Annotated in this window: 13 protein-coding genes; 3 read left to right on the top strand and 10 right to left on the bottom strand. The window is 72.7% G+C overall.

All coding sequences use genetic code 11. From position 1 onward, the window contains the following. Positions 1 to 36: 36 nt before the first annotated feature. The 3 genes from ectB to ACIBI4_RS15675 form a co-directional block, all read right to left on the bottom strand. Positions 37 to 1,305, bottom strand: coding sequence for a diaminobutyrate--2-oxoglutarate transaminase (gene ectB, locus ACIBI4_RS15685; RefSeq protein ID WP_399204416.1), 1,269 nt, complete (start codon positions 1,303 to 1,305; stop codon positions 37 to 39). Beyond that, positions 1,302 to 1,835, bottom strand: a complete 534-nt coding sequence (ectA, locus tag ACIBI4_RS15680) for a diaminobutyrate acetyltransferase (RefSeq protein ID WP_399204415.1) — start codon at positions 1,833 to 1,835, stop codon at positions 1,302 to 1,304. Before ectA ends, ectB begins: the two co-directional genes overlap by 4 nt. A 278-nt stretch (positions 1,836 to 2,113) precedes the next feature. Continuing rightward, on the bottom strand, positions 2,114 to 3,169 hold the full coding sequence (locus tag ACIBI4_RS15675; RefSeq protein ID WP_399204414.1) for a pyridoxal-phosphate-dependent aminotransferase family protein: 1,056 nt from the start codon (positions 3,167 to 3,169) through the stop codon (positions 2,114 to 2,116). A gap of 110 nt (positions 3,170 to 3,279) precedes the next feature. On the opposite strand from ACIBI4_RS15675, the gene ACIBI4_RS15670 reads away from it, so the two are divergent. Beyond that, entirely contained in the window at positions 3,280 to 4,374 is a 1,095-nt protein-coding gene (locus ACIBI4_RS15670; RefSeq protein ID WP_399204413.1) for an amidohydrolase family protein, read from the top strand. A gap of 71 nt (positions 4,375 to 4,445) precedes the next feature. Here the strand turns inward: ACIBI4_RS15670 and ACIBI4_RS15665 are convergent, their stop codons facing one another. Next, a complete protein-coding gene (locus ACIBI4_RS15665; protein WP_399204412.1) occupies positions 4,446 to 4,799 on the bottom strand; it encodes a VOC family protein in 354 nt (117 codons plus the stop codon). Between the two features lie 368 nt (positions 4,800 to 5,167). Between ACIBI4_RS15665 and ACIBI4_RS15660 the strand changes: the two genes are divergently transcribed. Continuing rightward, the gene (locus tag ACIBI4_RS15660) at positions 5,168 to 6,127 is read left to right on the top strand and encodes an SCO1860 family LAETG-anchored protein (RefSeq protein WP_399204411.1); all 960 of its coding nucleotides are present in this window, start codon (positions 5,168 to 5,170) and stop codon (positions 6,125 to 6,127) included. A 174-nt stretch (positions 6,128 to 6,301) separates the two neighbouring features. On the opposite strand, the gene cobC is transcribed toward ACIBI4_RS15660, so the two are convergent. The 6 genes from cobC to cobM are packed head-to-tail and all read right to left on the bottom strand — an operon-like array spanning position 6,302 to position 12,939. Next, on the bottom strand, positions 6,302 to 7,399 hold the full coding sequence (cobC, locus tag ACIBI4_RS15655) for an Rv2231c family pyridoxal phosphate-dependent protein CobC (RefSeq protein WP_399204410.1): 1,098 nt from the start codon (positions 7,397 to 7,399) through the stop codon (positions 6,302 to 6,304). Next, on the bottom strand, positions 7,383 to 8,297 hold the full coding sequence (locus ACIBI4_RS15650) for a sirohydrochlorin chelatase (protein ID WP_399204409.1): 915 nt from the start codon (positions 8,295 to 8,297) through the stop codon (positions 7,383 to 7,385). The genes cobC and ACIBI4_RS15650 overlap by 17 nt, the downstream gene beginning before the upstream one ends. Next, positions 8,294 to 8,959 (bottom strand): precorrin-8X methylmutase, encoded by a 666-nt coding sequence (locus tag ACIBI4_RS15645; RefSeq protein ID WP_399204408.1) that lies wholly within the window; start codon positions 8,957 to 8,959, stop codon positions 8,294 to 8,296. Before ACIBI4_RS15645 ends, ACIBI4_RS15650 begins: the two co-directional genes overlap by 4 nt. Then, positions 8,946 to 10,724 (bottom strand): precorrin-3B C(17)-methyltransferase, encoded by a 1,779-nt coding sequence (gene cobJ, locus ACIBI4_RS15640; RefSeq protein ID WP_399204407.1) that lies wholly within the window; start codon positions 10,722 to 10,724, stop codon positions 8,946 to 8,948. Before cobJ ends, ACIBI4_RS15645 begins: the two co-directional genes overlap by 14 nt. Then, positions 10,721 to 12,115, bottom strand: coding sequence for a precorrin-6y C5,15-methyltransferase (decarboxylating) subunit CbiE (cbiE, locus tag ACIBI4_RS15635; RefSeq protein ID WP_399204406.1), 1,395 nt, complete (start codon positions 12,113 to 12,115; stop codon positions 10,721 to 10,723). The genes cobJ and cbiE overlap by 4 nt, the downstream gene beginning before the upstream one ends. After that, complete coding sequence (gene cobM, locus ACIBI4_RS15630) at positions 12,112 to 12,939, bottom strand: precorrin-4 C(11)-methyltransferase (RefSeq protein ID WP_399204405.1); 828 nt, start codon at positions 12,937 to 12,939, stop codon at positions 12,112 to 12,114. Before cobM ends, cbiE begins: the two co-directional genes overlap by 4 nt. 170 nt (positions 12,940 to 13,109) lie before the next feature. On the opposite strand from cobM, the gene ACIBI4_RS15625 reads away from it, so the two are divergent. Next, a complete protein-coding gene (locus tag ACIBI4_RS15625) occupies positions 13,110 to 13,832 on the top strand; it encodes a ZIP family metal transporter (protein WP_399204404.1) in 723 nt (240 codons plus the stop codon). Positions 13,833 to 13,865 lie beyond the last annotated feature (33 nt).

The following is a 13,865-nucleotide window of genomic DNA, read 5'->3' as shown; positions in this document are numbered from 1 at the left end:
CTTCTCTCGTACGGGGGTGGGGTCGGCGGGGCAGGCTCAGACGGTTTCGCGGATCGCGCGGGCCAGGATGCGCAGGCCCTCGTCCAGCTCCTCGGGGGTGATGGTCAGCGCCGGAAGCAGCTTGACGACCTCGGACTCCGGGCCCGAGGTCTCCACCAGGAGCCCCAGGTCGAAGGCGCGACGGGCGATCTTCGAGGCATGCTCCGGGGTGGTCATCTCCAGGCCCCACACCAGACCGCGGCCGCGGTACTCCCGCGTGGCCTCGGGGTGTTCGGCGCGGATCGCGACCATGGCCTGCTCGATCTGCTCGCCGCGCGCCAGGGTCTGCTTCTCCATCTCGCCGTCCGCCCAGTACGCGCTGAGCGCGGCGGCGGCCGTCACGAACGCGGGGTTGTTGCCGCGGAACGTGCCGTTGTGCTCGCCCGGCTCCCACACGTCGAGCTCCGGCTTGAACAGGCAGAGCGACATGGGGAGTCCGTAGCCGGAGATCGACTTCGAGACGGTGACGATGTCCGGGACGATCCCGGCCTCCTCGAAGGAGAAGAAGCCGCCGGTGCGGCCGCAGCCCATCTGGATGTCGTCGACGATCAGGAGCATGTCCCAGCGCTTGCAGACATCGGCGAGCTTGCGCAGCCACTCGGCGCGCGCCACGTTGATGCCGCCCTCGCCCTGCACGGTCTCGACGATCACCGCGGCCGGGTGGTTCAGACCCGAACCGGAGTCCTCCAGGAGGCGCTCGAACCAGATGAAGTCCGGGGTCTGCCCGTCGAGGTAGTTGTCGAACGGCATCGGCGTGCCGTGCACCAGCGGGATACCGGCACCGGCGCGCTTGAACGCGTTGCCGGTCACCGCGAGCGAGCCGAGCGACATGCCGTGGAACGCGTTCGTGAACGACACGATCGACTCACGGCCCTTGACCTTGCGGGCCAGCTTCAGCGCGGACTCCACGGCGTTGGTGCCGGTCGGGCCCGGGAACATGACCTTGTACGGCAGGTCGCGGGGCCGCAGCACCGTCTCCTGGAAGGTCTCCAGGAAGGCGCGCTTGGCCGTGGTCGACATGTCGAGACCGTGGGTGACGCCGTCACGTTCCAGATAGTCGATCAGTGCGCGTTTCAGGACCGGGTTGTTGTGCCCGTAGTTGAGGGAGCCGGCGCCGGCGAAGAAGTCCAGGTACTCATGGCCGTCCTCGTCGTACATCTTGCTGCCCTGCGCGCGGTCGAAGACGGTGGGCCAGCCGCGGCAGTAGCTGCGCACCTCCGACTCGAGGGTCTCGAAGACGCTGAGGTCGGGCTGGGTGATGGTCACAGGGACTCCTTGGTGGTGAACGGACCGATGAGGTACAGCACTTCGGGATCGTGGGCGCTGCCGTCGGGGAACTCCTCCGCGCTGAAGAGGACTTCGCGCTCGAGGGGTGCGCCATGACGCGCGGCGAACGAGGTGAACAGCCGCTCGGAGGCGGTGTTCCCGGGCGTGATCGTGGTCTCGACGCGGTTCACCCCGTGCGTTCCGGCGACTCTGCGGGCGAGCCCGTCGAGGAGCGTGGCCGCCAGGCCCCGGCCGCGGTGCGCGGCGTCCACGGCGACCTGCCACACGAGCAGCGTCTGCGGGCTCTCGGGCCGGATGTACGCGGTGATGAAGCCGACCGGTTCCCCCTGCTCGTCACGCGCCACCACCGACGTACCGGAAAAATCACGGCACCACAGCAGATAGCTGTACGACGAGTTCAGATCGAGCGTCTTCGAGTCACGGGCGATACGCCACAGTGCTGCCCCGTCCTTAACCTCAGGGCTGTCGAGCCGGACGCCTTTAAAAGGCAGAGCCTGTGCAGTGGTCATGCGGATTGAATTTACCGAGAGGAAATCGAAATCGCATGGGGCTCAGGGGTTACGCAGGGCGCGCCGGTCTGTTATCCGCGCGGGCGAGGCTCGGCGATTTGAGGGGATTTGGGGCCGATTTAAGGTGCGAATCGGGCGTGGTGTGGAGTCGGTCACAGCCCCGAGGGTCCCGTAGATGTCTACAAAATCTTAGTGTTTAGGCCCCGGGAAACCGGGCAGAAGCGAAACGGGAAGCTACGTATAAACGCGCTTCCCGTTTTCACGAATTCTTAATTCAATTAAGGCTTCTGAAGGTGCATGGCTTCACTCAGTACCGCGAGCACGCGCTCCACGACGTCGATACGGGCATCGGGACCGTAGTGGTTGACGCGGATCATCTCGTGGGCGAGCGCCCCGCCGCCCGCGGCGACCGGCAGCGTGGCATCGGCGGCCAGCGCCGCCGCGACCACCGCGGAGGCGTCGACACCCTCCGGCGTCCGCAGCGTCGTGGCCACCGGAGCCGCGTCCTTCGCGTCGTGCACGTACGGCGCGAGCCCCGCGGCCGCCGCACCCTCACGCGTGGCACGCGCCGCATCGGCGTGCCGCGCCATCAGCGCGTCCAGGCCCTCGTCCTCGATCCGGTCCGCACAGGCGCCCAGCGCCAGCATCTCCAACTGCGCCGGCGCGTGCAGCAGCGCCTTGCGGCCGCCGTCGACCCAGCGCTCCTTCCAGTCGAGCAGCGACAGATACGAACGCCGCGGCGCCCGCGGATTGTCCGCGAACCGCTTCCACGCCCGCTCGCTCACCGACACAGCCGACACCCCGGCCGGACCGCCCATGGCCTTCTGCGCCCCGATCACACACAGGTCGACGCCCCACGCGTCGGGCAGCAGCGGCTCCGCGCCCACCGACGCGACGGCGTCCAGATAGAAGAGCGCACCGTGCTCCCGTACGACCGCGCCGATCTCCGCCACCGGGTTGGTGTTGCCGGTCGCGGCCTCCGCGTGCACGAGCGAGACGAAGTCGATGTCCGGGCGCTCGGCGAGGGCCGTGCGGATCTGCTCGGCCGTCACGGCCGTGTGGAAGGGGACCGCCAGGTCGATCACCTCGGCGCCGCAGTCCCGCAGCCAGTTGCCGAAGGTCTGCCCGTACGGACCGGTGATCACGTTCAGTGCCACCGTGCCGGGCTGTGCGGCCGCGCGGATGCAGCCCTCCAGCGGGAGCAGCGCCTCGCCCTGCATGATCACGACGTCCTGCTCGGTCCGCAGGAGCCGCGCCACCTTGTCCTCGATCGCGGCGAACTCGGCGGCGCTCATCGGGGCCAGGTCGAGGAAGGGGTGCTGGTCGTGCGTCATGGTGCTCTCTTCGGTCCGGCGCAGGGATGGGCGCAGTGCGTGGCGCGGTGGTCGGCGCATGCATCGGGTTGCGTGTCCGAGCGTACCCAGTGGGTTCTACGCTGCCGTACATGAGCGATCAGTCGACGGTGCTGCGGGTGAAGGGACGGGTCCTCGCCGGACCCGAGGACGTGCGGGACGAACTGTGGGTGATCGGCGGGCGGATCACCTACGACCGCCCCGTCGGATCCCACGACGTGACCACCGTCGAGGGCTGGGCGCTGCCCGGACTCGTCGACGCGCACTGCCACGTCGGACTCGACACCCACGGTCCCGTGTCCGACGAGGTCGCCGAGAAGCAGGCCCTCACCGACCGCGACGCCGGCACCCTGCTCATCCGCGACGCCGGCTCGCCCTCGGACACCCGCTGGACCGACGAGCGGCCCGATCTGCCGAAGATCATCCGGGCCGGCCGGCACATCGCCCGCACCCGCCGCTACATCCGCAACTACGCCCACGAGATCGAGCCCGAGGACCTTGTCGCGTACGTGGGGCAGGAGGCGCGGCGCGGCGACGGCTGGGTCAAGCTCGTCGGCGACTGGCTCGACCGCTCGTCCGGCGACCTCGGCGCCTGCTGGCCGCGCGAGGCCGTGACCGAGGCCATCGCGGAGGCCCACCGGCTCGGTGCCCGCGTGACGGCGCACTGCTTCGCCGAGGACTCGCTCGTCGACCTCGTCGAGGCGGGCATCGACTGCATCGAGCACGCGACGGGCCTCACCGAGGAGACGATCCCGCTCTTCGCCGCACGCGGCGTGGCGATCGTCCCCACCCTCGTCAACATCGCCACGTTCCCCAAGCTCGCGGAGCAGGGCGACGCGAAGTTCCCCATCTGGGCCGACCACATGCGCCGCCTCTACGACCGCCGCTACGACACGGTGCGCGCCGCCTACGACGCGGGCATCCCGGTCTTCGTCGGCACGGACGCGGGCGGCGCGCTCGCCCACGGCCTCGCGGGCGCGGAGGTCGAGGAGTTCGTCACGGCGGGCATCCCGGCCGTCGCCGCCCTCTCCGCCGCCACGTGGGGCGCCCGCGAGTGGCTCGGCCGCCCGGGCCTGGAAGAGGGCGCGCCCGCGGACCTCGTCGTGTACGAGGAGGATCCGCGGGCGGATGTGCGGGTGCTGGCGGGGCCCCGGCGGGTGGTGCTCGACGGGGTGGTGGTGGGCTGAGGCGCGGCGGGTGGTGGTGGGTTGAGGCGCGGCGGGCGGTGGGCCGAGGCCCGAACGGCCGCCCGCTCCGGTCAGCTCTTGCGGCTGCTCAGGACGCAGAACTCGTTGCCCTCGGGGTCGAGGAGGGTCACCCAGTGCTGCTCGTCCTGCACGGAGTTCGCGCGTCGGGCGCCGAGCGAGAGGAGCCGGGCGACCTCGGCCTCCTGGTCGTCGGGGCGGAAGTCGGGGTGCAGCCGGTTCTTCGCCGTCTTGCCCTCGGGGACCGGCACGAAGAGCAGCCCCGGCAGCCGGTCCGGCGCGGGCCGGATCTCGATGATCTCCGCGGTCTCGTCGACCACCACCCAGCCGAGCGCCTCGGCCCACCAGCGCCCGAGGGCGACGGGGTCTTCGGAGTCGACGATGATCTGTTCCCATTCGAGAGCCATGGGCGTGAGCTCAAGCAGGGCCGGCCGGCTGCGAGGACCGAGGGTCGTGCCCTGTGCCGCCTTGACGGAACGTGACATTCACCTGGGGCACTCGTTGGTCACGGTTGCGCATGCGCCGGAGCGTCAACCGGCGCGTTCGTCCGGTGTTCGGGCGGTGTCGGCGACACGGGTGACGGACGGGTCCGTATATGCGACAGAAATCGAATACCAGGCCGGAAACCCCACTTTGGGGTGAACTCACGCCACGCTGCTGTCAGTTCACTCTCCGTGCGTAAAGATTCTCGGCGTCGAGGTCGTCGGCACGGCGCATGTCCCGGAAGTACCCGCGTGGGCCGACGGCTCCAAGTCTCCCTGGGGGTTTCTCCGTCTTGAACAGCAACACCTTTGGCATGCCCGCACGCATGCCCGCACGCAGGCTCGCCGCGACCGCCGCGGCGACCCTCCTGGCCACCGGTCCCGTGGCCCTCGCCGGCGCCGTTCCCGCCCATGCCACGGGCGACGAGGGCAAGGCGAGCGCGGCCGTGCTGCGGACGCAGCTCGATGTCGGGCTGCTCAACAAGACCGTCCAGGTCCCGCTGCGGACGACGCTCAACGAGGTACAGGCGCCGCAGTCCGCGGAGAAGACCGCCCTGTCGGTGCGCCTCGACGGCGTCGACCGGGGCAAGCCGGTCAGCATCCTCAAGGCCGATGTCGCCACGGCCAAGGCGACCACGGACCGGCACAAGGCCGAGGCGCGCAGCAATCTCGCGCAGGCCAGGATCCATGTCCCCGGCCTTCCGCTGCTCTCCCTGATCGAGGTGGAGCAGGTCACCTCGAAGGTGGTCTGCGAGGCGGGCGAGCAGCCCGTCGCCGAGTCGAACCTGCTCGGCTCCGTGACCCTTCTCGGCAAGAAGGTGACGATCTCCCCGGGCGAGGTCACCCGGGTCGCCGTGCCGAAGGTCGGCGAGGTGACCCTCTCGTACGCGAAGACGCACACGACGTCGAAGACGGCCGCGGCGGCGGCGCTCGAACTCAAGGTCTCGGTCGACCCGTTGGACCTCAACGTCGCCGAGGTTGAGGGGGTCATCGCCCTCGCGGAGGCTTCGTGTGAGACGCCTGCGGGGCCGCCGCAGCCGGCCGACGAGGGGGAGAAGCCGGCCGGTGAGGCGAAGGACAAGGCCAAGGACGAGGGCGGGATCGAGGCGCAGTCCGCGGGCGAGCCGGAGCAGCAGGATCTCGCGGCGACCGGCGGCAGCACCGCCACGCCGTTCATCGCGGGCGGTGCGGTGCTTCTGCTCGGTCTGGGCGGCGGCGCACTGGTCCTGGCCCGCGCCCGCAGCCGCGGCTGACCCGCGGCCACGGAAACGTCCCCTGCAGTGACATCCCTTGGGCTGTACGGGGCTTGAGCAAGGGGAGGGCGGAAATCCCTGTGCCGCCCTCCCCTTGTGGTTCCGCTTGCCGTTCGTTGTGCGGCGAGGTGCCTACCGCGCACCGCCTACCGCGCACCGCCTACCGCGCACCGCCTACCGCACACCCACCTTCGCCAGCGCCTCTGCCAGCAGGTCCGTCGTCGCCCTGTCCCGTACTGCCAGTCGCAGCCACTGCGGGCCGAGCCCGGGGAAAGTGTCGCCGCGGCGGACCGCGAAACCGGCCTCGCGCAGGCGCGCCCGGACCTCCATCGCCCCGTCGAGCCGCAGCAGCACGAAGGGACCGGCGGCCTCCCCGGCGACCGAGACCTCCGCGAACTCCCGCAGGGCCGCGAGAAGATACGCCCGGTTCGCCGCGTACGTACGGGCCGCCTCCTCCGCCTCCGCCAGCGCGGCGGGCCGCATGCAGGCCGATGCCGCGGCGAGGGCCGGGGTGGACACCGGCCACAAGGGCTGCGCCTGTTCCAGACGCGCGACGGTCGACGGATCCGCGAGCACGTATCCGATCCGCAGACCCGCGAGCCCCCAGGTCTTCGTGAGGCTCCGCAGCACGATCAGGCCGGGCACGTCCGTCCGGCCCGCCAGCGACTCCCGCTCCCCGGGAACCGCGTCCATGAACGCCTCGTCCACCACCAGGAACCGCCCGGGCCGCGCCAGTGCGGCCACGGTGCGGGCCGGGTGCAGCACCGACGTGGGGTTCGTCGGATTCCCGAGGACCACGAGGTCCGCCTCCTCGGGTACGAGGCCGGGGTCGAGCCGGAAGCCGCCGGCCGCGGGCAGCACGACTCGCCCCACCTCGTGCCCGGCATCCCGCAGCGCCGCCTCCGGCTCCGTGAACTGCGGGTGCACCACGACCGGCCAGCGCACGTCGAGCGCCCGCGCGAGCAGCACGAACGCCTCCGCCGCCCCCGCCGTGAGCAGCACCCGCTCGGGGTCGACCCCGTGCCGCGCCGCCACGTCCGCCCGCGCCGCCCGTCCGTCCGGGTAGGCGGCCAGACCGCCGAGCGCGGCCGCGATCTCGTCGCGGAGCCACTGCGGGGGCGTGCCCGTACGGACGTTGACCGCCAGATCGGTCAACGCACCGCCGTCCCGCACCTCCGCGTCACCGTGGTGCCGGAGGTCGTAGGTGCCGTTCGCGGACCGGTCCGCCGCGCTTGACACGGCCGCCGGATCCCTCTCAGTGTGCGTGCGCATGGCCGTGGTGGTGACCGGACCCGTGGTGATGGTGGTGGCCGTCGTCGTCGGGGTGGAAGTGCGGCTGCTGCGGCAGGCCCACCTTGTCCTCGAAGCCCGGCAGGGCCACGCGGTACACGCACGAGTCGCAGTTCATCCGCAGATCGCCCTTGAGCGCCTCGCGGTAGCGCTCCATGACCAGGGCGAGCAACTCCTCCTCGGGACCGATCACATCGGCGCACCGCACCTCGGCGTCGGACTGCGCGGCCGCCCAGTCACCGGCCTGCTGACGCACCCGGTCCGGCAGGATCCCCGTGAACAGGAAGTACGGCAGCACGACGACCCGCCGCGCCCCCAGCCGGACGCACCGGTCAAGCCCGCTCGGCACATCGGGAGCCGCGAGCGACACGAAGGCCGTCTCGACCCCCGCGTATCCCCGTCCCTCCCAGAACAGCCGCGCCGCCTTGTGCACCTCGGCGTTGGCGTCCGGATCGGTCGAGCCGCGTCCGACGAGCAGCACCGTGACGTCCTCGCGCGCCCACTCCCCGCGCGCCTCGTCCACCCGCCGCTCCAGGACCGCGAGCAGCGAGGGGTGCGGGCCGAGCGGGCGGCCGTAGGTGTACGTGATGCCGGGGTGCCGTTCCTTCTCGCGGGACAGCGCCGCCGGGATGTCCCCCTTCGCGTGCCCCGCGGACACCAGCATCAGGGGGACCGCGGCGAAGCGCCGTACGCCCTGCTCGACCAACTCGGTCACCGCATCGCCCAGCGGCGGCGGGGAGAGCTCGATGAAGCCGCCGGCCACGGCCAGTTCGGGGTGGCGGCGCCCCAGCTCCCGTACGAACGAACGGAATGCCTCGGCGCCACCGTCATCGCGGGTGCCATGCCCTGCTACGAGCAGGGCGGGAAGGGTGGTGCTCACGGGGTCTCCTTCGAAGACGGGTTGTGCTGGGGGGTGTGCGGCGCCGGGTGGTACAGCAGCGCGTTGAGCGCCGCCGAGGCCACGGCGGAGCCGCCCTTCTCGGATACGTTGCTGACGGCGGGCAGTCCGCTCTCGCGGAGCGCCGCCTTCGATTCGGTGGCGCCGACGAAGCCGACGGGCAGCCCGATCACCAGCGCCGGCGCGGCGTCGAGCGTGAGAAGTTCCTCAAGCGCGGTGGGCGCGCAGCCGATCACCCAGAGCGCGCCGGGCCCGACCTGCTCGTACGCGAGGCGGATCGCGTGCGCCGAACGGGTCAGCCCCGGACCGGACTTGGCCTCGCGCAACCGGCAGACCGTCCCGCGCCGGGTGATGCCCGCCGCGACCATCTCCACGTCCACCACCACGGGCACGCCCGCGTGCAGCGCCGCATGCCCGCGGACGAGGGCGTCCTCGTCGGTGACGAGGTCGTCCGCGTAGTCCAGGTCGGCCGCCGAGTGGATGACCCGCTCGACCACCGCCCTGGTCAGCGGCGGGAAGTGCGAGGTGTCGAGGCGGGCGCGCAGCCTGCGGAACGACTCCTGCTCGATGGGGTGCACCACGCGCTCCCACACGGGAGCGGCGGCCGGGTCCTGCGCCCCGGGCCGTGCCTCACAGGTGCTCATCGGCGGTCTCCGTCCCGGCCGGGTCCTGCTGCCAGCGGTAGCCGCGCGGCGTGACCATACGGCCCGCTATCTCGCGCGTGGCCGTATTGCCCACGGTGACCACGGTCATCATGTCGACGGTCGCCGGGTCGAGCCCGCCCAGCGTCGTCAGGCGTACGGACTCGTCGGCGCGCGACGCGTTGCGCACGACGCCCACCGGAGTACGCGGCGTGCGGTGCTCCGCGAGCAGGCCGAGGGCCTTGGGGAGCTGCCAGTCGCGGCCCCGGCTGCGCGGGTTGTAGAAGGTGACCACGAGATCCGCCTCGGCGGCCGCGCGGACCCGCCGCTCGATCACCTCCCACGGGGTGTGCAGATCGGAGAGGCTGATCGAGACATGGTCATGGCCGAGCGGCGCCCCGAGCAGCGCACCCGCCGCGAGCGCGGCGGTGACACCGGGCACCCCGACGATGTCGATGTCGTCGCCGGCCTCGGCGAGCGCGGGGGACGCCATCGCGTACACGCCCGCGTCACCCGAGCCGATCAGCGCGACGGTCTGCCCCTTCGCGGCCTCGGCCACGGCGGTACGGGCCCGCTCCTCCTCGGCACCGAGCCCGGACTCCAGGACGAGCGTGCCGGGCCGGAGCAGATCGCGGATCTGGTCCACGTACTGGTCGAGGCCCACGAGCACGGCGGCGCGCCGCAGTTCGTCCTTGGCGCGCGGCGTGACGAGGTCCCGCGCACCCGGCCCGAGCCCGACGACCGCGAGCCGCCCGCGCGGCGCGCGGCGCGCGACGGCGACCGTGGCCATGGCGGCTCGCCCTTCCGGCGCGGACTTCCGCTTCGGCACCAGGAGTCGGGTGCCCGTCTCGGCCAGCGCGGCGGCCTCGGCGACGGACGGGGTGCCGACGGCGGCGAGGGGCGCGTCGGAGGGATTGGGCACGGGGACGCAGGCGAGGCGGTCGGCGTCGTACGTCACGAGCGGCACCCCGAGCCGCGCGGCCGCGTCGACGATCCCGGGCTCCCCGGCCTTGGCGTCGACGGTGGCGAGGTGTGCCAGGGACCGGACGCTGAGCCCGGCGTCGGCAAGGGCGTCGGTGACGAGCCCGTACACCTCGTCCACGGGCGCGCCCTTGGAGGCGCCGACGCCGACGACGAGCGAGGGCGGGCGCAGGACGGCCTCGTGCGGGGCGAGGCCGACCGTGCGGTCACTGAGGAGGAGGCGGGCCGGTGCGGTGTTCCGGGATGCACCGGAGCCCTGACCCGCCGGCGTCGGGTCCGACTGCTCCGGAGCCCGGACCTGTGCGGGGAGCGCGGGCAGGGGCCATGCGAAGTCGGGCTCCCAGGCGACCTGTTCGCCGTCGAGGACCGCCCGGCCGACGGCCGCGACGTCTCCCTCCACGGGCAGCCCCAGCATGTCGAGCCCGGGGATCCCCACGGCGTCCGTCGCCGTGGTCACCACCGGCTGCGCGCCGAGCGCCTCGGCCACCTCGTGGGCCAGCGCGTTCGCCCCGCCGCCGTGGCCACCGACCAGCGACACGGCGAACCGGCCCGCCTCGTCCACGCACACCACACCGGGATCGGTGGTCTTGTCGGTGAGCAGCGGGGCGAGGAGACGGACGGTCGCGCCCGTGGCGAGGAAGCAGACGAGCTGCTCGCACTCGGCGAACGCACGCTGCACGCAGGACCCGACGGGCCCTTCGTACACCCGCACCCGCCCGGGCCAGACCGCGGCGAGCCGCGCACTCGCGGCGGCACCCGCGGCGGTGGCGGAGATCAGGCCGATCACTTCAGGACTCCTTCAGGGGAGGTGAGAGGGGAGTGGTTCCGGGGGTGCGGGGAGGACGTGACGTCGCACTCCGGCGACGGCGACGGCGACAGCGACGGCGGGGAAGCCGGGGCCGGGGTGTCGTCGTTCAGCGCCGGGACCAGGTCCGGCGCGCCCGCCGCCCCTACGCGGTCCCCCCACAGCAGGAACACCGGATTGCCCGCCGCGAGCCGCGTCACCTCGCCCGGCAGGGGTGCCAGGCGGGAGGACTGCAGCAGGACGCCGTCGCACGCGTACCCGGACTCCGCGAGGGCCGCCTGCACCTGCGGTACGCGGTCGAGCGCGGCGAGGGCGACGACCACCGTGCGGCGGGCGCGCCGGGCGCAGGCCCGGACGATCGCCGGCAGCTCACGGCCGCCGCCCCCGATGAACACCGCGTCGGGATCGGCGAGATGGGACAGCACCGTGGGCGCGGCGCCGTGCACCGCGCGGACGTCGACCCCGTGCGCCGCCGCGTTGGCCCGGATCCGCTCGACACCGTCCGCCGTCTTCTCGACGGCGACCGCCGCCGCGCCGAACCGCGCGCACTCGATCGCCACCGAGCCGCAGCCGGCGCCCACGTCCCAGACGAAGTCGCCGGTGCGCGGCCCGAGCCGGGCCAGCGCGAGGGCCCGTACCTCGAACTTGGTGATCATCGAGTCCCGGTGCGCGAACGCGTCCTCCGCCAGCGCCCACCGCGCGGGCCCAGGCCGTGGCCCCGCCACCGTCCGTACCGGTGAAAGCACCCGCGTCTCGTCGAGACACAGCACCACGCTCACCGCGTCCCACACCCGCTCGGCCGCCTCCGCGGGCGTGACCCGCTCGAGCCGCTCGTGCACGGGATCGCCGAGCGCGCTCGCCACGAGCAGCACCCGCTGATCCGCCCGGTGCACCAACTCCGCGCCCAGCTCGGCCGGTCCGGCACCCGGACCCGTGAGCACCGCCGTCTTGGGGTGCGCACGGCACACGTTGACCGCGGTGCGCAGATCGCGCCCGTGCGCGCTGACCACCACCGCGTCGTCCCACGGCAGCCCGGCCTTCGCGAAGGCCGCCGCGACCGAGGACACCCCGGGCCGGATCTCCAGCGCCTGCGGACCGAACCGCTCCGCCAACGCCCGGACGACGCCGAAGAACCCGGGATCGCCGGAGGCGAGCACGACCACGCGCGAACGCCCGTCCGCGATCCGTTCGTCGAGCACGTCGAGGGCCGGCGCGAGTGGTCCGAGCACGATCCGCTCCACGTCCGCCCCGAGCTCCACCGCGTCGAGGTGCCGCTTCCCGCCGACGGCCACCGTCGCCGCGGCCAGCAGTTCACGGGCCCGGGCATCGAGCGGCGCCCCGCCCGCGCCCACCCCGATGACCGCGACCGTCATGACCCGGCCCCTTGCGTGCGCAGGGACTTGCGGGCCGCCGGGTCGGCCTTGCGGTAGCCGTGGAAGTGACCGGGGTGGTACAGGTGCGAGCGCGTGCCCGAGGCGGCGAGCGCGGGCCCGACCAGGAACAGCGTGTGCTTCCAGAGCTTGTGCTCCTTGACCGTCTCCTCCAGCGTGCCGATCGTGCAGTGCACGAGCAGCTCCTCGGGCCAGGTCGCCTGGTACGCCACCACCACGGGCGTCGTCGTCGGATAGCCGCCTTCGAGCAGCTCGCGCACCAACTGCCCGGAGCGCGCGGCCGACAGGAACAGGGCCATCGTCGTGCCGTGCCGCGCGAACTCCCGTACCTCCTCACCCGGCGGCATCGGCGTCTTGCCGCCGCCGAGCCGCGTCAGGACCACGGACTGGGCCACCTCGGGAATGGTCAGCTCACGCTGCGCGAGCGCCGCCACCGCGGAGAACGCGGACACGCCCGGCACGACCTCGGTCTCCAGACCGAGCGCGGCGCAGCGGTCGAGCTGCTCCTGCGTACCGCCCCACAACGCGGGGTCGCCGGAGTGGATACGGGCCACCTCGAGGCCGTCGCGCAGCGCCCGCTCGTAGACCTCGACGACGTCCTCCAGCGACATCGTCGCGGAGTCGAGTATCTCGGCGTCCGGGCGTGCGTGCTCCAGGACTTCGGCCTGTACGAGGCTCGCCGCCCAGATCACGACGTCCGCGTCCGCGATGGCCCGCGCCGCGCGGAACGTCAGCAGATCGGCGGCGCCGGGGCCCGCGCCGACGAAGGTCACCTTGCCGGTCACGGGAGCGTCCTCGGTTGCCATGGGGTGGAGATCCTCTCGGGGTGGTTCGTGGGGGTGGGGTGGCTGTTCGTGCGGGAAGGGCGGGCGTGCGTGGGGCCGGGGCGGGCCGCGGACCGACTCGTCCGGGTGCGCTCGGCCGCTCGCGGCGAGCCGTGCGGGCGCCGGAGCGCCCCATCGGCTAGCAAGGGCGCATGGCGGTGTTCGTAGCGCTCGGCGCGTTCTTGATGACGCTGGTCGGCGGGTGGACGGCGCAACGCGTCACCGACCGCCGCCATCTCGTACTCGGTCTGGCCGGCGGCCTGATGCTCGGTGTCGTGGGCCTCGATCTGCTGCCCGAGGCGATGCACGCGGCGGGCCAAGAGATCTGGGGCGTACCGCAGGCGCTGTTGCTGTTCGTGGGCGGCTTCCTCACCGCCCATCTGCTCGAACGGCTCCTCGCGCTCCGCCAGGCCGCTCATGGGGCGGACGGCGAACGCGTCCCGCAGGTCGGCCTCGGGGCCGCCGCGGCGATGGTCGCCCACAGCCTCATGGACGGCATCGCGATCGGTGCCGCGTTCCAGGCGGGCAGCGCGATGGGCCTGACCGTCGCCCTCGCCGTGATCACGCATGACTTCGCCGACGGCTTCAACACGTACACGATCACGCGTCTGTACGGGAACGCCCGCCGCCGGGCCGTCGCCATGCTCTTCGCGGACGCCGCCGCCCCGGTGGTCGGCGCGGCCTCCACCCTGCTGTTCACATTGCCCGAGGAACTGCTCGGCTCCTACCTCGGCTTCTTCGGCGGCGCGCTCCTGTACCTCGCGGCGGCCGAGATCCTGCCCGAGGCCCACCACGAACACCCCGCCCGGTCGACGGTCCTGTGCACCATCGCGGGCGTGGCCTTCATCTGGCTGGTGGTGGGCGCGGCGGAGTGACACGGCGGCGAGCCAGTCGCGAGGGTGAGCCGC

This window comes from Streptomyces sp. NPDC050418, assembly GCF_044458745.1.
Lineage (GTDB): Bacteria > Actinomycetota > Actinomycetes > Streptomycetales > Streptomycetaceae > Streptomyces.
The sequence above is the reverse complement of the archived record's forward strand: the minus strand, read 5'-3'. Positions and strand labels throughout refer to the sequence as shown.